The following is a 19,161-nucleotide window of genomic DNA, read 5'->3' on the forward strand; positions in this document are numbered from 1 at the left end:
CCCCCAAATGAGAGTTGATCTCATTTGAACCGGCATGGGGTAGAATGGCCGCCGTTCCTTCCCCATCACGATCAACGGCATGTCTTCCGCTTTTGGCCCCGAAACGGTGCTCGATGTCCGCCACTGGACCGAGGACTACTTCAGCTTCACCACCACCCGCAACGACGGCTTCCGTTTCGACAACGGCCAGTTCGTGATGATCGGCCTGGAGACGGAGACGCGGCCGCTGCTGCGCGCCTATTCCATCGCCAGCGCCAACTGGGAAGAGCAACTGGAGTTCTTCAGCATCAAGGTGCCGGACGGCCCGCTGACCTCGCGCCTGCAGCACATCAAGCCGGGCGATTCGGTGCTGGTCGGCAAGAAGCCCACCGGCACCCTGCTGATCAGCGACCTGCATCCGGGCCGTCACCTGTACCTGCTGGGCACCGGCACCGGCCTGGCGCCATGGCTGTCGGTGATCAAGGACCCGGAGACCTACGAGCGCTTCGACAAGGTGATCCTCACCCACGGCGTGCGCTTCGAGAAGGACCTGGCCTACCGCGACTACTTCGAGAAGGAACTGCCGCAGCACGAGTTCCTCGGCGAGACCATCCGCGAAAAGCTGCTGTACTACCCGGCGGTGACCCGCGAGGACTTCCGCAACCGCGGCCGCCTCACCGAGTTGCTCGAGAGCGGCGAAATGCAGCGCACCCTCGGCCTGCCGCCGCTGAACCCGGAACACGACCGCGCGATGATCTGCGGCAGCCCGCAGATGCTGGCCGACCTGCGCCATACCCTGGACGCCCGCGGCTTCGTCGCCTCGCCGCGCATCGGCTCGCCGGGGCATTACGTGTTCGAGCGCGCGTTCGTCGAGAAGTGATGGCGCTGCGCGTCTCCCGTTGTAGGAGCGGCTTCAGCCGCGATGGGCTTTCCCGGTAAAACATCGCGGCTGAAGCCGCTCCTACCGGATAAGCGATACGGCGGCAGGTCAAAGCGAATAGTGGCGAAATAGTGTGGGAGGGACTTCAGTCCCGACGCCTTTAACTCGAACGCGTCGGGACTGAAGTCCCTCCCACAAGAGCAAGCATCCAGCATTCAAGACCACGCCGAGCGTCCTCGGCCGAATCGTTACCCCAGCGCCCGCTCGATCTCGTCGGCCAGCGCTTCCGGCTTGTCGGTCGGCGCATAACGCGCCAGCACCTGACCATCGCGGCCGACCAGGAACTTGCTGAAATTCCACTTGATCGCGGCGATGCCGAGCAGCCCGGATTTCTGCTGCTTGAGCCAGCGCCACAGTGGATGCGCGCCGTCGCCGTTGACCTGCACCTTGGCGAACATCGGGAAATCCACGTCGTAGCTGAGCGAACAGAACTGGCGGATCTCGGCGGCATCGCCCGGCTCCTGATGGCCGAACTGGTCGCAGGGAAAACCCAGCACCACCAGCCCGCGCTCGCGATAACGCTGCCACAGCGCCTGCAGCCCGGCGTACTGCGGGGTGAAACCGCACTTGGAGGCGACGTTGACGATCAACAGCACCTTGCCGGCGTAGTCGGCAAGCGGCTGCGCCTGCCCGTCGAGCGTGGTCGCGGTGAAGGCGTAGGCGGTGGTCGGCGTGTGCATGGATCCTCGTGGTGCGGCGCGCCGCAGCGGCGCTGGGTCGAGGCGATGCTACGCGGTGGCCGCACGCGTCGCCAGCGAACCGGGGCCGATGCGCGGGGCCGCGTCGCAGAGGTGGGCGCGAACGAGCCAACACACCGCCAGCGCACCACCGATGCGTGCCGGCACCGGCGCCGCCATGCGCGCGAGCGCACTGCATCAAGGTTCACGCCAAATGCCGCAAATCCTTGCGAAACAAGCGCCGATGCTGCAGCGCCCCCATGGCTTTCGTCACGGGTCACGCCTGCCGGCCTGGGGTAGCCTGCCCGATCACCATGATTGCGGATACCGCTTGATGACCTCTCGCCTCGCCCTTGCCCTCGCCGCCACGCTCGGACTCGCCATGCCCGCCTACGCCGCTCCGGCCACCACGCCCACCGCCGCCACGGCGGCCACGCAGGCCAACCCGTTCTTCGCCGAAAGCCCACTGCCGCTGCACTACCCGCAGTTCGACAAGATCAAGGACAGCGATTTCGCGCCCGCGTTCGACGCCGGCATGGCGCAGCAACTGAAGGAAATGCAGGCCATCGCCGATCAGACCGCCAAACCGACCTTCGACAACACCATCGTGGCGATGGAGAAGAGCGGGCAGGTCCTGGACCGCGCCACCACCGTGTTCTTCAACCTGGTCGGCGCCGACACCAACGACACCCGCAAGAAACTGCAGGCCGAGTACGCCGGCAAGCTGGCCGCGCACCGCGATGCGATCGCGCTCAATCCCAAGCTGTTCGCGCGCATCCAGACGCTGTACGACACCCGCAACCAGCTCGGCCTGGACGCGGAGGGCGTGCGCCTGGTCGAGAAGTACCACAGCGACTTCGTCCGCGACGGCGCCAAGCTCAACGACGCCGACAAGGCCAAGCTCAAGGCGATGAACGCCGAACTGGCCGAACTGGGCACCAAGTTCAGCCAGAACGTGCTGGCCGAAGTGAACGCCGCGGCGGTGGTGGTGGACGACGTCAAGCAGCTCGACGGCCTGTCCGACGCGCAGATCGCCGCGGCCGCCGAAGCGGCCAAGGCGCGCAAGCTCGACGGCAAGTACGTGATCGCCCTGCTCAACACCACTGGCCAGCCGCCGCTGGCCCAGCTCAAGGATCGCGCGCTGCGGCAGAAGATCTACGAGGCCTCGGTGTCGCGCGGCAGCCACGGCGGCGCGTACGACAACACCGCGCTGGTGTCGCGGATCATGACCCTGCGCGCCGAACGCGCCAAGCTGCTCGGCTATCCGAACCACGCTGCCTACTCGCTGGAAACCCAGACCGCCAAGACCCCCGAAGCGGTCAACGCCATGCTCGGCAAGCTGGCCCCGGCCGCGGTGGCCAACGCCAAGCGCGAGGCGGCCGACCTGCAGGCGATGATCGACCAGGAGCAGAAAGCCGCCGGCAAGCCCAGCTTCAAGCTCGAGGCCTGGGACTGGGCCTACTACACCGAGAAGGTGCGCCAGGCCAAGTACGACTTCGACGAGGCCCAGCTCAAGCCCTACTTCGAACTGAAGAAGGTGCTGGAGAACGGCGTGTTCTACGCCGCCAACCAGGAGTACGGGCTGACCTTCAAGCAGCGCACCGACCTACCCACCTACCGCGACGACGTGCTGGTCTACGACGTATTCGACGCCGACGGCAGCCAGTTGGCGATCTTCATCGCCGACATGTACGCGCGCGAGTCCAAGCGTGGCGGCGCCTGGATGAGCTCCTACGTGTCGCAGTCGGCGCTGACCGGCGACAAGCCGGTGGTCGCCAACCACCTCAACATCCCCAAGCCGCCGGCCGGGCAACCGACCCTGCTGACCTGGGACGAGGTCACCACCGCCTTCCACGAGTTCGGCCATGCGCTGCACGGCATGTTCTCGAACGTGAAGTACCCGTACTTCTCCGGCACCAGCGTGCCGCGCGACTTCGTCGAGTTCCCCTCGCAGGTCAACGAGATGTGGGCCGACGATCCGGCCATCCTCAAGCACTACGCCAAGCACTACCAGAGCGGCGCGCCGATGCCGCAGGCGCTGCTGGACAAGGTGGTGGCCACCGCCAAGTTCAACCAGGGCTTCGCCACCACCGAGTACCTGGGCGCGGCGATGCTCGACCAGCGCTGGCACCAGCTGAGCGCCGGCCAGGTGCCGCCGGCATCGGGCGTGATGGACTTCGAGGCCAAGGCGCTGGCCGCCGACGGCATCGCCTATGCGCCGGTGCCGCCGCGCTACCGCACGCCGTACTTCAGCCACATCATGGGCGGCTACGCGGCCGGCTACTACGCCTACATCTGGGCCGAGGTGCTGGACGCCAACACCCAGCAGTGGTTCAAGCAGCATGGCGGGCTGAGCCGCGCCAACGGCGACCGCTTCCGCAAGACCCTGCTCTCGCGAGGCGGCAGCGTCGATGCGATGCAGTTGTTCCAGGACTTCGCCGGACACGCGCCGCAGATCGAACCCTTGCTGGAGAAGCGCGGCCTCAACGCCACGCCGGCGGCGACGCCGAGCGCACGCTGAGGCGCAGCGCGGCGCGGCCCGTGCGGCCGTGCCGCCACGTCGCGACGGAACACACCCGCGACCGACCGCAGAACGCAACACGCACGACGCCCGGCTCAGCCGGGCGTCGTGTTTTTCAGCCTGCCGTCGCGAAGGCGACGCGCGGTACGCCGCGCTTGGCCGTCAGCGGCTTACTGGCCGTCGCTGGAGGCGTTGATGCTGGCACCCAGCGAGGCATTGCCACCGGCCTGCCCTTGCGCCTGACCGCTACCGGCCTGCGCACCGCCCTGGCCGCCCGCACCCGCCTGGCCCGACACCGACCCGCCATGCGTGCCCGCGCTGTGCGAGGCGCTGCCGCTGGCCGCACCGTTGGCACTGCCGTTGCCGGACAGCGCCGGCACCGTCGGCAGGCTGCCGCCGCTGGCGGCGCCGTTGCCGCTGCCGTTACCGGCCGCAGTCGACGCAGCACCGTTACCGGTCACGCCATTGACGGCACCGGCGGCATTGCCGGCGGTCGCCAGCGCCGCCGTGGGATTGGCCGCGCTGGTCGCCGCGCCGAGCGCGCCGTCGGCCTGGCCCATCGCGCTACCGGCCGCGCTGCGTGCCGCCGCACTGCCGCTGGCGGCGGCATTGCCGGCCAGCGTGCGGCCCTGGTTCACCGCAGCACCGGCGGTCTGCGCCGCGCCGTCCGCGGTGGCCGCGCCACGCGCCGCCGCCCGCTGCGCCGCCATCCGCGCACGCTGCGACGACTGCTCGATGCCGCTGCGGGCGCGATCCAGCGGCACTCCGGCGTCCAGGCGGCCGGCGCCCATGCCGTTGCCGCCGAGGCTGCCGCCGCCCAGGCCGCCCAGGGTGCCGTTGACCGCGCCGCCCACGCTGCCCGCACCGCCCAGCAATTGCGCGCCGGCCACGCCCGGGATCAGCGCCACCGACGCCACCAGCACCGCGCTCGCCAACAGAGTCTTGCCGTTCATCGCATTCTCCTCGTGTCGCCGCAGGCCATCTGCGGCTCTCATGTCTCCCTACGAATCGAGCGACGCAGAACATCCCGTGCAGGCGGGACGCAGACAGAATGCGTTCAGCCGCCCGGCATGCGCTGCAGCGGCAGGTCCGCGCCGAGCAGCCCGGCGCCGTACACCGGATCGGTGCCGGGCGCACCGAGATCGCGCGCCTGCGCCTGCAACTGCGTGCGCAGCTGCGCGGCCGCCTGCGGATTCGGCTGCGACAGTGCCTGCGCCGCCAGCCGCGCCACCAGCGGCGCCGCGAAGGAGGTGCCACGCTGCGTCTGCCAGCGGCCTTGCGGTGCCGCGGCGATCAGTTCGCCGACCGCGGCGAAGGCCACCTGCGGCCCTCGCCCCGCCTCCGGCAAGACCCGCGCACGCGCATCCACCGCGGTGACACCGATCACCCCGGGATAGGCCGCGGGATACAGTGGCGGTGCTGCCGGGCCGTCGTTGCCCACCGCGGCGACCAGCACGTGGCCGCGCGCGAGCATGCGCTGCACGGCGAGTTGCAACGCACGGTTGGGCCCGCCGATCAGGCTGATGTTGATCACCGGCACCTGTTGCTGCGCCATCCATGCCAGTGCCCCGACCAGCTCGACCACGGTGCCGCCATCGGCCTGTCCGCAATAGATGTCGGCCGCATACAGGGTGCGCGCGAACGGCCCGTGCGCCACCGCGCGTCCGGCCAGCAGCGAGGCGACCGCCGTGCCGTGCGGCTGCGCGCGCACCTGCCCGTCGCAGCCCCAGGATTGCACCTGCACGCCGGCCAGCGCCGGATGCGCCGCGTCCACGCCGCTGTCGATCAGGCCGACCACGAAGTCGCCCGTCGCGGCGCCAGCGGCTGCCGGAGCGGCGGAGGCGCTGGCGGGCGCCGGTGGCACCGCCGCCGATCCGCTGTAGACGTGGTTGTAGTCGTACTCGCCCTGCGGATCGCGCTCGCGCAGTTGCTGCAGGGCGCGGCGCGTGGACAGGCCCGACGGCACCTGCAGCACCACCAGGCGCAGGCCGAATTCGCCGAAGCTGCGCTGCTCCAGCACCGCGAAGCCGGCCGCCTGCGCCGCTTGCAGCGCCGCCGGATCCGGCTCCAGCGCCACCACCTGCCCGCGCATCACCACCGCGCCGCCCTCGTCGCGCTCCAGCCCGCGCGGATCGCTGCGCAGCAGCGCCTGCAGGCGTTTCAGCCGCAGCCGTTCGACCTCGCCGCGCGCATCCTGCAGCGACTCCCCCACCCGATTCATGCCGCCCTGCATGCCCTGGGTGACGTCCTGCACCAGCCCACCGGCCGACGGCAGCGCCAGCTGCGCCAACGCTGGTGTCGCCACCGCCAGCCATGCCACGGCCATCCAGCGCATTCGTCTGCCCGTCGCCATGCCCCGCTCCGTTGTCCGCCCCTGTTGGCGTGCCACACTAATCCTGCCATCCCGACACGCGGTGAACGCCGCGCCGCGCCCATGGAAGAAAACCCCTCCGCCGAACGTATCACCGACATGCACGCCGATCCCACGGCCGCCGTCGGCGACGGCATCTGTACCCTGCTGCCGCAGTTGCGGCGCTTCGCGCGTGCCGTCGCCGGCCATCGCGAGGACGCCGACGACCTGCTGCAGATCGCGATCGAGCGCGCCCTGCGCCGCGCCGGGCAATGGCGGCCGGAGACGCCGCTGCAGTACTGGCTGTACGGCATCATCCGCCACGCCTGGATCGACGAGGTGCGGGCGCAGCGGCGACGGCGGCAGGTGTTCGTCGATGCCGCCGAGGGCGAGCACGTCGGCGACACGCCGCTGGAGCGGCAGCAGGACTGGATGGCGGTGCAGGCCGCGATGGCCGGCCTGCCCGAGGAACAACGCCTGGCGATCGCGCTGGTGCTGATCGAAGGCCTGTCCTACAAGGATGCCGCGGCGGTGCTGGAGATTCCGCTCGGCACACTCACCAGCCGGCTCGCGCGTGGGCGCGAAGCCCTGCAGGCATCACTGGAGGCGACCGCATGAACACCACGATCGACGCACTCACGCTGCAGGCCTACGCCGACGGCGAACTGGATGCGGCGCAGGCCGCCCAGGTGGAAGCGGCGTTGCGCAGCGACCCGCAGCTGACACAGGCCCTGGAGCGGCTGCGCAGCCTGCAGGCGCGGCTGCGCGCCGGCTTCGCCCCGGTGCTGGACGAAGCGGTGCCCGCACGCTTGCTCGCCGCGGCGCGCGCACGGCCGGCCGACGCCCCCGGCCAGGACGCCGCTGTCGCCGCGCTGCCGCCCTCGCCCATCCATGCGACGGCGCAGGCAAGCCGACCGACGCCGCTGCGGCCACGCGCACGACGCCGCTGGGCGCTGCCGGCGGCCTTGGCGGCGGCGCTGTTGCTGGGGCTGTGGATCGCGCAGCGGCAATTGCCGCAGGGCGATGCGCACGGCCCGACGGTCGCGGCGGCCCAGGGGAGCGTCGCCGAGGGCGCGCTGGCGCAGGCGCTGACGCAGCAGTTGTCCGGCCAGTCCCAGGGCAGCGTGCGCATCGGCCTGAGCTTCCGCGATCGCGACGGCCATTACTGCCGCACCTTCGCGCTGTCGAACGCCAACGCCGGCCTGGCCTGCCAGCGCGACGGCGCATGGCGGGTGGAACTGCTGGTGCCGGCCGGCGAACGCGAAGACGGCGGCGGCATGCGCATGGCGGCCAGCCCGATGCCGGCCGCGGTGCTGCAGGCGGTGGATGCGCGCATCGCCGGCGAGGCGCTGGATGCCGACGGCGAACAGCGCGCGCGCGCACGCGGCTGGCGCTAGGAACAGGCCGATGCTCTGCCTGCTTTGGGATGGGCAACGCGCCTAGAACACCTCCGAAGCACACCGGAACGCGTCCGGCAGGAGCCGCTTCAGCCGCGACGCGCGTTTCCGAAACGCCGGTCGCTGCTGAAGCCGCTCCTGCAGCGCATCGATTCACGCTCGATGCCGCGGACGCACCTTCTTCGAGGTTGCCCTCAGGGCAGCGCCGCCTGCGTCTTCGACTCGGTGGCAGCGTCGAGGCCGTCGATGCCGGCCAGCATCTTCTTCAGCAGTCTCTCCAGTTGCTGCTGCTCGCCGGCATCCAGTGCCGCGGTTTCCGTCTCCAGGAACGCACACACGTCCGGCAGCAAGCGTTCGATCAGGGCGATGCCGGCCGGCTGCAGGGTCAGCGCGACCTTGCGCCGGTCTTCCGGACTGGCCGTGCGCGACAGCAGCCCCTTGCTGCACAGGCTGTCGGTGAGACGGGTGATGTTGGCCGGCTTCTCGCTGGCGGCCTCGGCCACCTCGGTGGGGGTGATGCACTGCTCGGGCGTGCCGTACAGCATCATCAGGATCTCGTACTCCGGCGGGCTGATGCCGTACTCCTTGAGCACGCCGCTGGCGTTGGCATGCACGCGCTTGTACAGGTGCTTGACCAGCCGGACCAGGACGGCGGGCTCGCGCGGGAAGGCCGGATAGCGCGCGCAGGTGTGCGCCACGCGCCGCTCGGTCTGATCGAAACTGCCCATAAGAAATCGATTGCAAGTGGGGTAGCCGCCAATGCTACCCATTGCGCATCGTTCCGACGAGGGCACGCGTTGCGTTCCCGCATACTGTCGACGCGGTGCACCGCACGCCGACGCCGACGCGCGCTGGCGCGCCGGCCACCGCTCAGGCGGCGAACAGCGGCGCGTATTCCGGTGCCACCAGCTCGCGCAGCACGCTGGCCGGCACGTCCACCGTCTGCGTGCCATCGGCGTACGGCCCCACCTGGTACGGCGGAAACACGAAACGCAAGGCGGTGATCTTGCCCGCCGCGTCGACCAACGGCTGGAACTGGCTGAAGTTGCCGGGCTGCGGCTCGGTGCCTTCGGCGATCATCTTGCTGGCGCTGCGCACCTGCTCGTCCTGGTCCTCCGGCGGCACATGTTCGGCATCCACCCGCGTCTGCACCGCCTGGCGCAGCTGCGCGGCGACATAGCCGGCCACCTGCTTCCAGTGCGACGCATCCGGGATCAGTGTCTCGGCGGTGAGCATGCGCTGCTGCTGCGGCAGCCACACCCAACGCGCCACCAGCGGTTCGCCGTGCGCACCGCCGGTGTAGCGGCTGCCGTCGGCGCTCAGCGCGACCAGGTCCGGACGCTCCAGCAGCATTTCGAACTGCAGCGAGAGTTCGTAGGGCGCGCGCGGGCGATCGTTGCCCAGCCCGTCGACCGCTTCCATCAGCTCGCTGCGCGCGCTCTGCGCGTAGCGGTTGGCCGCCTCGGCCAGTCCGGGGTAGCGGTTGATCGACGGCGGAAAAGTGATGCCGACCACATAGCTGGGGCTGTGTTCGACGATGTCCTTCAGTTCCGGCGGTGTGGTCTGCGCCGGCTCCGGCGCCGCGGAAGCCTCGCTTTGTGCCGGTGCCGCGGCGGGCGCCGGTACGGCGGCCGGTTCCTCGCGTTTGCAGCCGGCCAGTGCCAGCGCCGCGGCGACCGCCAGTGCCGTCCATGCCATCCGCCCGTTGCCCATCGTCTCTGCCCTGCTCACGTCGACTGCCCCTGTTCCTGCAATGCCTGTAAAAGTGGCGCGCATTATCGCGCCGTTGCGGTGCCCGATGCTCAATCGAGCAGCGCCGCGTATTGCGGATGCCGCTGGATGAACACGGCCGCGTACGAACACGCCGGCACCACCTTCCAGCCTTGTGCCTGCGCATGGTCCAGCGCGGCGGCGACCAGTTGCGCCGCCAGCCCGCGCCCGCCGATCGGGCCAGGCACCCCGGTGTGGGTGATGACCATGCGCCCCTGCTCCAGCACGTAGTCGAGTTCGGCGCGGTGGCCGTCGACCTGCAGGCTGAAGCGGTGCTGCTGCGGATCGTGCGCGATCGGGACGTTCGGTACGGACATGGGAAGTGGAATGTGTCGCGGAGCAGGCAGTGTCCGCTGCGGCTTGCCGCGGCGATGTGAAACACCTGCCCCAGGGCGTCACGCCGCCGACGCGGCGCGTCAGCCGTACGCCGCTCAAGTCGTGCCGCGCGCGGCCGATACCGCCAGGACAGGCCGAAAACCTGGCATGGGAGTTGCACCTCCCATCACGCAGCGATCCAACAGGGAACCACGCGCATGAGCGAGACCGAGAGCAAATACGACCAGGGCGACCACAACGCCTCCTTGCTGGAAGGGCTGTTCCAACTGTCGGTCAGCGGCGACCACCAGGGCGGCGAGTTCCAGCAGCTCGACGACGAGGTCTACCAGCGCCTCAAGCGCACCTACGAGAACGCCGCCATCGGCAGCGCCAAGGTGCAGTTGCGCGGGCAGCAGACCCGCTGAACACAGAGGGCGGCCTGACGGACCGCCACCTGCCCCATGCGCGATGCGTGCCCACGACCGCATCCGCGCCATGGCGCATACCCAGCGCAGCGAATGAGAGATGTGCCGATCGCGCGGCGCCGCACGCCCGTGCGGACGCCACCGCGTCGCGGATCAGCCGCGCCCGAAGCGCGGGTTCGCCAGCTCGCCCAGAAAGTGCTGCAGCACCGACGGCTCCATGATCAGCAGGAACATGACGCCGAACGCCGCGCCGGCCAGGTGCGCGCTGTGGTTGACGTTGTCGCCGCCGCGGCGGTCCATCCAGATGCTGTAGCCGACATAGAACACGGCATACAGGATCGCCGGGATCGGAATCGGGATGAAGAAGAAGAAGATCCCGGTCCACGGCGCCATCAGGATGAAGGCGAACAGCACCGCCGACACCGCGCCGGAGGCGCCCAGGCTCATGTAGTTGGGGTTCTTCTGGTTCTTCAGGTAGCTGGGCAGGATCGAGACCACCAACGCCGACAGGTAGAACAGCGGATACACCAGCATGTTGCCGGTCAGCCGCTCCATCAGCACCTCGATCGGTCCGCCGAAGAAGTACAGCGTGACCATGTTGAACAGCAGGTGCGGGAAATCGGCATGGATGAAGCCGTAGGTCACCAGCCGGTCGTACTGCTTGTGGCGGTCGATCGCCGGCGGCCACAGGATCAGCCGGTCGAGCAGCCGGCGGTTGTTGAACGCCGCCCACGACACCAGCACGGTGAGGACGATCAGGATCAGGTTGACGGGGGTGACGGAGGGCATGCGGGGTCTCAGGCGGGGCGGTAGTGGTCGACCATGCGGTAGCGGCGCGCGTACAGCCCGAACAGCAGTGCGGCGACGAACGCGAAGGCGGCGAAGAAGAACATCAGGAACGCGGTCTCGCTGAGCCCGGTGCTGCCGATGTGCGCGGTGACGCGGTCGTTGCGCACCGCCGCGTTGGACAGCAGCACCCACAGGTTGCCGACCGTGGTGGTGAGGTTCCAGAAACTCATCACCACGCCCTTCATCGACTGCGGCGCCTGGCTGTAGGCGAACTCCAGGCCGGTCGCCGAGACCAGCACTTCGCCGAAGGTCAGCAGCGCGTACGGCAGGATCTGCCAGGCGATGGACAGGGCGTCGCCGCCGTCCATCATCACCTGCAGCGTGCCGACCACGATCCAGGCCAGGCCGCTGAAGGCGATGCCGGCGGTCATCCGCCGCAGCGCGGTCGGCTCGTAGCCGCGCCGGCGCAGCAGCGGATACAGCACCAGGTTGTTGAAGGGGATCAGCAGCATCACCAGCGCCGGATTCAGCGCCTGCATCTGCGAGGCGCTGAACCACGCCGGCATCTGCATCTGCTGGCCCTGCAGCACCCAGGTCGAGGCCTTCTGGTCGAACAGCGAGAAGAACGGGGTGACCAGCGCGAACACCACCAGCACCCGCAGCACCGCGCGCACGCCGTCCACCGCCGCATCCGGATGCAGCGCGCGGGCGCGCTCCAGTTGCCACCAGGTGCCGCCGCCGATGCCGGCCAGCAGCAACACCAGCGCCAGGCACAGGCAGATCACCAGACCCAGGGTCGGCACGAGGGCGAACGTCGCCAGCGCCAGCAGCACCGCCACGCCGGCCAGGACCAGGCCGGGGCGGCCCTGCCCCGGCGCCTGCCGCAGCAGCGCGGTGCGCACCACCTGGGCGAAACCGTGCGGATCCTTGGGCGGCAGCGGCACGCGCACGTAGCGGTGACGCCCGGCCCAGAACACCAGGGTCGCCACCAGCATCAGGATGCCGGGGATGCCGAACGCCCACGCCGGCCCCAGGTTCTTCAGCGCCAGCGGGATCAGCAGCGAGGCGAACAGCGAGCCGAAGTTGATGATCCAGTAGAAGGCGTCGAACACCACCTTCGCCAGGTGCTTGTTGCCCTGGTCGAACTGATCGCCCATGAACGAGGCCACCAGCGGCTTGATCCCGCCCGCGCCCAGCGCGATCAGGCCCAGGCCGAGGAAGAAGCCGTTGCGATGGCCCTCGAACAGCGCCAGGCACAGGTGGCCCACGCAGTAGATCAGGCTGAACCAGAGAATGGTGCTGTACTTGCCGAAGAAGCGGTCGGCCAGCCAGCCGCCGAGCAGCGGGAAGAAGTACACGCCGATCATGAAGCTGTGCATGATGTGCTTGGCTTCGGCCTCGCGGCCGGGCGCGGTCACTTCCTGCAGCAGCAGCGAGGTGATCAGGAACTGCACCAGGATGTTGCGCATCCCGTAGAAGCTGAAGCGCTCGCAGGCCTCGTTGCCGATGATGTACGGAATCTGCCGCGGCATGCGCGCGGCGGTGCGCTCCTGCGCCGCGCTCATGCGGCGTGTCTCGTGGTGGCTTGGCTGCTCACGGGCCCTCGTCCAGGCAAAATTTTCAGAAGGTTACCCGATCGTTCCGGCGAATCGAACCGCTAGGACACGCCCTGGGTGCTTTCGCAATCGGCGCGCTGCCCGCATCATGGGGGCCTGTCCCGAGACGGTGCCGAGATGATCCGACCCTGGCTGGCCACCCTGCTGTTTCCGATGCTGCTGTGCAGCATGCCATCGCTGGCCAGCGAGGCGGGCCTGTCCACCGAAGCCGAGCGCAGCGGGTTCGCGCGCACCGGCCGCTACGCCGAAACCATCGCGCTGTGCGATGCCTTCGCGCAGCGCTATCCACAGGCGGTGCGCTGTTTCGACTTCGGCACCACCCCGGAAGGCCGGCCGATGATGGCGCTGGCGGTGTCCACCTCCGGCGCGCTGGATCCAGCGGCCGCACAGGCGCGCAAGCTGCCGGTGGTGCTGATCCAGGGCGGCATCCACGCCGGCGAGATCGACGGCAAGGACGCCGGCTTCCTGGCGCTGCGCCAACTGCTCGACGGCCAGGCCGCGCGCGGCGCGCTGGACAAGCAGGTGTGGCTGTTCGTACCGGTGTTCAACGTCGACGGGCACGAGCGCTTCGGCGCCTGGAACCGGCCCAACCAGCGCGGCCCGGAGCAGATGGGCTGGCGCACCACCGCGCAGAACCTCAACCTCAACCGCGACTACGTCAAGGCCGACGCGCCGGAGATGCAGGCGATGCTGCGCCTGGTCGAGCAGTGGGACCCGCTCGTGTATGTGGATCTGCACGTCACCGACGGCGCGCAGTTCGAGCACGACGTGTCGATCCAGGTGGAACCGCTGCACGCTGGCGATACCGCACTGCGCGGCGACGGCCTGCGCCTGCGCGACAGCGTGCTGGCCGATCTGAAGCGGCAGGGCTCGCTGCCGCTGCCCTACTACCCCTCCTTCGTGGTCAACGACGACCCCGCCTCCGGCTTCGAGGACGGGGTGCCGACGCCGCGCTTCTCGCACGGCTATTTCCAGCTGCGCAACCGCTTCGGCATGCTGGTGGAAACGCATTCCTGGAAGCGCTACCCCGAGCGCGTGCGCATCACCCGCAACACCATCGTCTCGGTGCTGCAGCAGGTGGCGCGGCACGGTGCGCAGTGGCGCGCCGACGCGCTGGCGGCCGACACCCGTGCACAGGCCCTGGGAGGGAAGACCGTGGCGCTGGACTACCGCACCACCGACGCTTCGCACCTGGTGGATTTCCGCGGCTATGCCTACACGCGCACGCCCTCGCCGGTGTCCGGCGCGCTGATGACCCGCTACGACGAGCGCACCCCGAAGATCTGGCGGGTGCCGCTGCGCGACCAGATCGTGCCCAGCGTGGAAGTCGCCGCGCCGCGCGCCGGCTACCTGGTGCCGGCGGCGCAGGCGGCCCTGGTCGGCACCAAGCTGCGCCAGCACGGCATCGCCTTCCGCACGCTGGAGCACGACGCCACCCTGCCGGTGCAGACCTTCCGCGCCGACACCGCCAGCTTCGCCGCCCGCTCGTCCGAAGGCCACCAGCGGCTCAGCGTCGCCGGCGCCTGGAAGCCGGAGACCCGCGCCGTCGGCGCCGGCGCGCTGTTCGTGCCGATCGCCCAGCCCAAGGCGCGGCTGTTGATGGCGCTGCTGGAACCGCAGGCGCCGGACTCGCTGCTGCAATGGGGCGAGTTCAACAGCGCGTTCGAGCGCGCCGAGTACATGGAAGACTACGTCGCCGAGGACGTGGCGCGGCAGATGCTGGCCAGCGACCCGGCGCTCAAGGCCGAGTTCGAGGACAAGCTCGAACACGACGCGGCCTTCGCCAAGGATCCGCAGGCGCGGCTGGAGTTCTTCTACCGCCACCACAGTTCCTGGGACGAGCGCTACCGCCTGTACCCGGTCATGCGCAGCGACGAAGCACCGTCCTGACGCGCGGTTCCACCCTCCCCCCGACTCCCCCGATGCGCCTTCCCGTCATCTGCTGAAGAGGCTGTTCGCCCCGATATGAAAACGTTTACAGGATCCCTTTGCCTGACCCTCGCGCTGGCCTCGCCTGCCGTCGCCGCGCCGCCGGCGGCGGCCGCGGGCACGGCGTCCACGCCGAACGCCGCCGCTGCGCAGCGCCCGTGGAACGACCGCAACCTGTCGCCGGACCGGCGCGCCGCGCTGCTGGTGCAGGCGATGACCCCGGACGAGAAGTTCCAGATGCTGCACAGCTACTTCGGCCTGGGCAAGGACGGCGGCCCGAAGCCGGCCGGTGCGCTCGGCTCGGCCGGCTACGTGCCGGCGATCGAACGCCTGGGCATCCCGTCGCAGCAACTGGCCGATGCCGGCCTCGGCGTGACCAACCCCGGCAACATCCGCCCCGGCGACCACGCCACCGCGCTGCCCTCCGGCCCGGCCACCGCCGCCACCTGGAACCGCGCACTGGCTTTCGCCGGCGGCGCCACCATGGGCCGCGAGGCCTGGCAGCAGGGTTTCAACGTGCTGCTGGCCGGCAGCGTCAACCTGCAGCGCGACCCGCGCAACGGCCGCAACTTCGAGTACGCCGGCGAGGATCCGCTGCTGGCCGGCACGATGGTCGGCGAATCGATCCGCGGCGTGCAGAGCCAGCATGTGGTCTCGACCATGAAGCACTTCGCGATGAACGACCTGGAGACCGGGCGCAACACCCACAGCGCCGACATCGGCGAGCAGGCCATGCACGAGTCGGACCTGCTGGCCTTCGAGCTGGCGCTGAAGATCGGCCAGCCCGGCTCGGTGATGTGCTCCTACAACCGCATCAACGGCGTGTACGGCTGCGAGCACGACTACCTGCTCAACCAGGTGCTGAAGCAGGAATGGAAGTTCCCCGGCTACGTGATGTCCGACTGGGGCGGCGTGCACAGCGGCTCCAAGGCGGCGCTGGCCGGCCTGGACCAGCAGTCGGCCGGCGAAGTGTTCGACAAGGCGGTGTATTTCGACCAGCCGCTGCGCATGGCGGTGGCCGCCGGCACCGTGCCGCAGGCGCGCCTGGACGACATGGTCAAGCGCATCCTGCGCGCCTTCATCGCCACCGGCAGCTTCGACAACCCGCCGCAGCACCAGCCGATCGACGACGACGCCGGCGGCCTGGCCGTGCAGCGCGTGGTCGAGGAAGGCACGGTGCTGTTGCGCAACGAGGGCAAGCTGCTGCCGCTGTCGCGCACCGTGCGCCGCATCGCGGTGATCGGCGGCCATGCCGACAAGGGCGTGATCGGCGGCGGCGGCTCGTCGATGGTCGGCGTCACCGTCAACGGCGGCAACGCGGTGCCGGGGATCGCCCCGACCACCTGGCCGGGCCCGGTGATGTTCCATCCGTCCTCGCCGCTGCAGGCGCTGCGCAAGGCCCTGCCCGACGCGCAGATCGACTACGCCAGCGGCGACGACCCGGCGGCGGCGGCCAAGCTCGCGCGCGAGGCCGACGTGGCCATCGTGTTCGCCACGCAATGGTCGGCCGAGTCGGTGGACCTGCCGGACATCGCCCTGCCCGACAAGCAGGACGCGCTGATCGCCGGCGTGGCCAAGGCCAACCCGAAGACCGTGGTGGTCCTGGAGACCAACGGCCCGGTCGCCATGCCGTGGCTGCAGCAGGTGCCGGCGGTGCTGGAAGCCTGGTATCCGGGCATCCGCGGTGGCGAAGGCCTGGCGCGGCTGCTGCTGGGCGAGGTGAACCCGTCCGGCCGCCTGCCGGTCACCTGGCTGCGCGACGTGTCGCAACTGCCGCGGCCGTCGATTCCCGGCCTGGGCTTCAAGCCGGCGCAACCGGCCGGCAGCAACGTCGACTACAACATCGAAGGCGCCAATGTCGGCTATCGCTGGTTCGCCGCGCGCGGCCTGGAGCCGGTGTATCCGTTCGGCTACGGCCTGTCCTACACCACGTTCGCCTACGGCAACTTCAAGGTGCAGGCGGACGGTCGCCGTGTCGTCGCCAGCTTCGACGTGCGCAACACCGGCGATCGTGAAGGGGCAGACGTGCCGCAGCTGTACCTGCGCCTGCCGCAGGGCCATCACACCCCGATCCGCCTGGTCGGCTGGGACAAGGTGCTGCTCAAGCCGGGCGAGAGCCGCCACGTCAGCATCGTCGCCGAGCCCAAGACCCTGGCCGACTACGACCCGAAGCAGCGCCACTGGCACATCGTCGCCGGCGACTACGAACTGCTGCTGGGCCGTTCGGCGACGCAGGTGGAGGCGCGCGCGCCGCTGCACCTGAAGGACGGCGTGCTGCAGCATTGACCGAGGCGCGCGGCGCACGCGCGCCGTGTGTACCGGTCCCCGCCCCGCCTCCGCGCCTGTGCGCGCCGGAGGTGGGGCGATGTTCGTCATTGCCACCTGCGCGCCACCGATTGTGTGGCGGACGCCGCAGCACCATCGGCTGTATACGCAACCCTGAGACGCTGCGCCGTAGCATCGCCCGCATGACTCCCCGCGTCTTCCGATGGCATCGCACCGGCTGGCTGTTGCTGGCCGTGGCGGCATTGGCGCAGGCGCACGTGGCGGCGGACGCGGTGCCGACGGCCTCGGCCACGGCAGACGCCGCCCTCACCGTGGTCACGCTCACGCTCGCCCCGGACCCGCGCGCCACGCGGGACGGCGACGACTGGATCGCGCGCCGCGAGCGCATTGCCGTGGCCCTGCAGCGCCTGCATCCCGACGCCATCGCCCTGCAGGAAGTGCTGCAGACGCCGGAGATGCCGAACCAGGCGCAATGGCTGGCCGCGCGCCTGGGCTACCACTGCCACTTCATCAGCCCCGATCCGCCGAGCCGGCCGCAACGCCGCGGCAATGCGCTGCTGACCCGCCTGCCGGTGCTGGAAGAGGCCGAGACCTTGCTGCATCCGCTGGAGGACTACAGCGTCGCCGGCCTGGTGCGGGTGGACCTGCACGGGCAGCCGGTGAACCTGTACTTCACCCGCCTGCACGCGACGCGCGACGGCGGCGCCAGCCGCCGCGAACAGGCCGAGGACCTGATGGCCTGGATCGATGCCACCGCCGAGGGCGTGCCCTCGCTGCTGGCCGGTGGCTTCTTTGCGGCGGCGCGCGCCCCCGAGCTTGCGCCGTTGGCGGTGCGCTTCGAGGACGGCAGCGTGCGCGGCGAAGCGGCGCGCAACCGGATCGACGTGCGTGCGCCCGGCACGGCGGCGGCCGCCGACCACGTGTTCTTCGAACGCGGCCACTTCCGCCCGCTGCACGGCGCACGCTTGCTCGCGCCGGCGCCCGACCTGCCAGTGGCCGGTACGCGCGGCCTGCTGATGGCGCTGCAACCGCTGGACCCGATACCGACATCGCTGCAACCGGCGCCATAGCGGACGGCAGGCTGGGCACGTTCGCGCGCCGTGCGATCACCGCCTTGCGATGCGGCGCATGGGGGTGGATCGGCATCGGCATGCCATCGGACCGGAACGATCGGGCATCGCCGATTCCCTGCTTTCGTCACGCACAGCGTCATCTGCAGGAGCGTCTTCGGCCGCGACAAAGCATTCCCGGTAACGCCCATCGCGGCTGAAGCCGCTGCTGCCAGTTGTCTTTCGTCGTTGGCAGAGCTGCCCTGAAGCCGCTCCTGCGCCTGCACGCCAAAGGTTTAGCGCGCCCTGGCGACGCAGCGGCGCAAGCGGCGGCCAATGCGGCGTAGGCCGCCATCGCTGCCGAAGCACGCTGGTCACGCGCGCGAGGGCAGCATACCAACCTGGCAGCCACGCCCCACCCGCACTTCCAGCGCTTATGGCGGGCATCCACACAAAAAAAGGCCGGGCGAACCCGGCCTTCTTCATGGTGCAGCGCTGACGCGCGATCAGCCGATCGCGGCGTGGTAGCGGCGCTCCACTTCCTTCCAGTCGACCACGTTGAAGAACGCGCCAATGTAGTCCGGACGACGGTTCTGGTACTTCAGGTAGTAGGCGTGTTCCCACACGTCCAGGCCCAGGATCGGGGTGTTGCCTTCGAACAGCGGGCTGTCCTGGTTGGCGGTGCTCTCGACCACCAGCTTCTTGTCCGGGGTGACGCTCAGCCAGGCCCAGCCGCTGCCGAAGCGGGTCAGTGCAGCCTTGGTGAAGGCCTCTTTGAACTTGTCGAAGCCGCCCAGTTCGGCGTCGATCGCCTTGCCGACGTCGCCGCTCGGGGTGCCGCCGGCATTCGGCGCCATCACCGTCCAGAACAGCGAGTGGTTGGCATGGCCGCCACCGTTGTTGCGCACCGGGCCCTGCAGGTTCTCCGGCAGCGACTTCAGCTTGGACACCAGCGCCTCGATCGGCAGGTCGGCGTACTCGGTGCCTTCCAGCGCGGCGTTGACGTTGTTGATGTAGGTCTGGTGATGCTTGGTGTGATGGATCTCCATCGTCTGCGCATCGATGTGCGGTTCCAGCGCGTCGTAGGCGTAGGGCAACTTGGGGAGGGTGTAGGCCAT

The 19,161-nt window shown here is 69.8% G+C and carries 17 protein-coding genes; 8 read left to right on the forward strand and 9 right to left on the reverse strand.

Features of this window, described 5'->3' with window-relative positions:
• The first annotated feature begins 79 nt into the window (after window positions 1-79).
• The gene (locus CEK65_RS10625; protein WP_026143480.1) at window positions 80-859 is read left to right on the forward strand and encodes a ferredoxin--NADP reductase; all 780 of its coding nucleotides are present in this window, start codon (window positions 80-82) and stop codon (window positions 857-859) included.
• Window positions 860-1,107: 248 nt separating this feature from the next.
• Here CEK65_RS10625 and CEK65_RS10630 read toward each other — a convergent pair whose 3' ends face one another.
• Complete coding sequence (locus CEK65_RS10630) at window positions 1,108-1,599, reverse strand: glutathione peroxidase (RefSeq protein ID WP_152181701.1); 492 nt, start codon at window positions 1,597-1,599, stop codon at window positions 1,108-1,110.
• A gap of 331 nt (window positions 1,600-1,930) precedes the next feature.
• Between CEK65_RS10630 and CEK65_RS10635 the strand changes: the two genes are divergently transcribed.
• On the forward strand, window positions 1,931-4,117 hold the full coding sequence (locus tag CEK65_RS10635) for a M3 family metallopeptidase (RefSeq protein WP_193314755.1): 2,187 nt from the start codon (window positions 1,931-1,933) through the stop codon (window positions 4,115-4,117).
• A 170-nt stretch (window positions 4,118-4,287) separates the two neighbouring features.
• On the opposite strand, the gene CEK65_RS10640 is transcribed toward CEK65_RS10635, so the two are convergent.
• Together CEK65_RS10640 and CEK65_RS10645 are read right to left on the reverse strand one after the other, a co-directional pair.
• Window positions 4,288-5,070: a hypothetical protein gene (locus tag CEK65_RS10640; protein ID WP_152181702.1), complete on the reverse strand. Its 783-nt coding sequence runs from the start codon at window positions 5,068-5,070 to the stop codon at window positions 4,288-4,290.
• Between the two features lie 104 nt (window positions 5,071-5,174).
• Window positions 5,175-6,443, reverse strand: coding sequence for a S8 family serine peptidase (locus tag CEK65_RS10645; protein ID WP_226980547.1), 1,269 nt, complete (start codon window positions 6,441-6,443; stop codon window positions 5,175-5,177).
• A gap of 108 nt (window positions 6,444-6,551) precedes the next feature.
• On the opposite strand from CEK65_RS10645, the gene CEK65_RS10650 reads away from it, so the two are divergent.
• Complete coding sequence (locus CEK65_RS10650) at window positions 6,552-7,085, forward strand: RNA polymerase sigma factor (protein WP_017907990.1); 534 nt, start codon at window positions 6,552-6,554, stop codon at window positions 7,083-7,085.
• Complete coding sequence (locus CEK65_RS10655) at window positions 7,082-7,864, forward strand: hypothetical protein (protein ID WP_152181703.1); 783 nt, start codon at window positions 7,082-7,084, stop codon at window positions 7,862-7,864. The genes CEK65_RS10650 and CEK65_RS10655 overlap by 4 nt, the downstream gene beginning before the upstream one ends.
• Before the next feature lie 194 nt (window positions 7,865-8,058).
• Here CEK65_RS10655 and CEK65_RS10660 read toward each other — a convergent pair whose 3' ends face one another.
• The 3 genes from CEK65_RS10660 to CEK65_RS10670 form a co-directional block, all read right to left on the reverse strand.
• Window positions 8,059-8,592 (reverse strand): MarR family transcriptional regulator, encoded by a 534-nt coding sequence (locus CEK65_RS10660; protein WP_043092243.1) that lies wholly within the window; start codon window positions 8,590-8,592, stop codon window positions 8,059-8,061.
• A gap of 142 nt (window positions 8,593-8,734) precedes the next feature.
• Window positions 8,735-9,562 (reverse strand): DUF3298 and DUF4163 domain-containing protein, encoded by an 828-nt coding sequence (locus CEK65_RS10665; protein WP_152181704.1) that lies wholly within the window; start codon window positions 9,560-9,562, stop codon window positions 8,735-8,737.
• A 104-nt stretch (window positions 9,563-9,666) separates the two neighbouring features.
• A complete protein-coding gene (locus CEK65_RS10670; protein ID WP_017915076.1) occupies window positions 9,667-9,951 on the reverse strand; it encodes a GNAT family N-acetyltransferase in 285 nt (94 codons plus the stop codon).
• A gap of 216 nt (window positions 9,952-10,167) precedes the next feature.
• Here CEK65_RS10670 and CEK65_RS10675 point away from each other — a divergent pair, with 216 nt between their 5' ends.
• Window positions 10,168-10,374 (forward strand): hypothetical protein, encoded by a 207-nt coding sequence (locus tag CEK65_RS10675; protein ID WP_017909505.1) that lies wholly within the window; start codon window positions 10,168-10,170, stop codon window positions 10,372-10,374.
• 153 nt (window positions 10,375-10,527) lie between these two features.
• On the opposite strand, the gene CEK65_RS10680 is transcribed toward CEK65_RS10675, so the two are convergent.
• Both CEK65_RS10680 and CEK65_RS10685 read right to left on the reverse strand, forming a co-directional pair.
• A complete protein-coding gene (locus tag CEK65_RS10680; RefSeq protein ID WP_017912452.1) occupies window positions 10,528-11,163 on the reverse strand; it encodes a rhomboid family intramembrane serine protease in 636 nt (211 codons plus the stop codon).
• 8 nt (window positions 11,164-11,171) lie between these two features.
• The gene (locus tag CEK65_RS10685; RefSeq protein ID WP_017909503.1) at window positions 11,172-12,728 is read right to left on the reverse strand and encodes an oligopeptide:H+ symporter; all 1,557 of its coding nucleotides are present in this window, start codon (window positions 12,726-12,728) and stop codon (window positions 11,172-11,174) included.
• A gap of 168 nt (window positions 12,729-12,896) precedes the next feature.
• On the opposite strand from CEK65_RS10685, the gene CEK65_RS10690 reads away from it, so the two are divergent.
• The 3 genes from CEK65_RS10690 to CEK65_RS10700 all read left to right on the forward strand — a co-directional run bounded on the left by CEK65_RS10690 (window position 12,897) and on the right by CEK65_RS10700 (window position 18,064).
• A complete protein-coding gene (locus CEK65_RS10690; protein WP_152181705.1) occupies window positions 12,897-14,669 on the forward strand; it encodes a M14 family metallopeptidase in 1,773 nt (590 codons plus the stop codon).
• A 75-nt stretch (window positions 14,670-14,744) separates the two neighbouring features.
• Complete coding sequence (locus CEK65_RS10695) at window positions 14,745-16,994, forward strand: glycoside hydrolase family 3 C-terminal domain-containing protein (protein ID WP_152181706.1); 2,250 nt, start codon at window positions 14,745-14,747, stop codon at window positions 16,992-16,994.
• A 182-nt stretch (window positions 16,995-17,176) separates the two neighbouring features.
• Window positions 17,177-18,064 (forward strand): endonuclease/exonuclease/phosphatase family protein, encoded by an 888-nt coding sequence (locus tag CEK65_RS10700; RefSeq protein WP_152181707.1) that lies wholly within the window; start codon window positions 17,177-17,179, stop codon window positions 18,062-18,064.
• Window positions 18,065-18,549: 485 nt separating this feature from the next.
• On the opposite strand, the gene CEK65_RS10705 is transcribed toward CEK65_RS10700, so the two are convergent.
• Window positions 18,550-19,161 carry a superoxide dismutase gene (locus CEK65_RS10705; protein WP_017914072.1) on the reverse strand — a complete coding sequence of 204 codons (612 nt, stop codon included), beginning with the start codon at window positions 19,159-19,161 and terminating at the stop codon, window positions 18,550-18,552.

Origin of the sequence: Xanthomonas sp. LMG 12459, assembly GCF_009192905.1 — a bacterium.
Lineage (GTDB): Bacteria > Pseudomonadota > Gammaproteobacteria > Xanthomonadales > Xanthomonadaceae > Xanthomonas_A > Xanthomonas_A sontii.

What these genes read in the sequence shown, in the direction of transcription:
- CEK65_RS10625 (WP_026143480.1), top strand. Translation starts at nt 80, where the DNA reads ATGTCTTCCGCTTTTGGCCCCGAAACGGTGCTCGATGTCCGCCACTGG.
- CEK65_RS10630 (WP_152181701.1), bottom strand. Translation starts at nt 1,599, where the DNA reads ATGCACACGCCGACCACCGCCTACGCCTTCACCGCGACCACGCTCGAC.
- CEK65_RS10635 (WP_193314755.1), top strand. Translation starts at nt 1,931, where the DNA reads ATGACCTCTCGCCTCGCCCTTGCCCTCGCCGCCACGCTCGGACTCGCC.
- CEK65_RS10640 (WP_152181702.1), bottom strand. Translation starts at nt 5,070, where the DNA reads ATGAACGGCAAGACTCTGTTGGCGAGCGCGGTGCTGGTGGCGTCGGTG.
- CEK65_RS10645 (WP_226980547.1), bottom strand. Translation starts at nt 6,443, where the DNA reads ATGGCCGTGGCATGGCTGGCGGTGGCGACACCAGCGTTGGCGCAGCTG.
- CEK65_RS10650 (WP_017907990.1), top strand. Translation starts at nt 6,552, where the DNA reads ATGGAAGAAAACCCCTCCGCCGAACGTATCACCGACATGCACGCCGAT.
- CEK65_RS10655 (WP_152181703.1), top strand. Translation starts at nt 7,082, where the DNA reads ATGAACACCACGATCGACGCACTCACGCTGCAGGCCTACGCCGACGGC.
- CEK65_RS10660 (WP_043092243.1), bottom strand. Translation starts at nt 8,592, where the DNA reads ATGGGCAGTTTCGATCAGACCGAGCGGCGCGTGGCGCACACCTGCGCG.
- CEK65_RS10665 (WP_152181704.1), bottom strand. Translation starts at nt 9,562, where the DNA reads ATGGCATGGACGGCACTGGCGGTCGCCGCGGCGCTGGCACTGGCCGGC.
- CEK65_RS10670 (WP_017915076.1), bottom strand. Translation starts at nt 9,951, where the DNA reads ATGTCCGTACCGAACGTCCCGATCGCGCACGATCCGCAGCAGCACCGC.
- CEK65_RS10675 (WP_017909505.1), top strand. Translation starts at nt 10,168, where the DNA reads ATGAGCGAGACCGAGAGCAAATACGACCAGGGCGACCACAACGCCTCC.
- CEK65_RS10680 (WP_017912452.1), bottom strand. Translation starts at nt 11,163, where the DNA reads ATGCCCTCCGTCACCCCCGTCAACCTGATCCTGATCGTCCTCACCGTG.
- CEK65_RS10685 (WP_017909503.1), bottom strand. Translation starts at nt 12,728, where the DNA reads ATGAGCGCGGCGCAGGAGCGCACCGCCGCGCGCATGCCGCGGCAGATT.
- CEK65_RS10690 (WP_152181705.1), top strand. Translation starts at nt 12,897, where the DNA reads ATGATCCGACCCTGGCTGGCCACCCTGCTGTTTCCGATGCTGCTGTGC.
- CEK65_RS10695 (WP_152181706.1), top strand. Translation starts at nt 14,745, where the DNA reads ATGAAAACGTTTACAGGATCCCTTTGCCTGACCCTCGCGCTGGCCTCG.
- CEK65_RS10700 (WP_152181707.1), top strand. Translation starts at nt 17,177, where the DNA reads ATGACTCCCCGCGTCTTCCGATGGCATCGCACCGGCTGGCTGTTGCTG.
- CEK65_RS10705 (WP_017914072.1), bottom strand. Translation starts at nt 19,161, where the DNA reads ATGGCCTACACCCTCCCCAAGTTGCCCTACGCCTACGACGCGCTGGAA.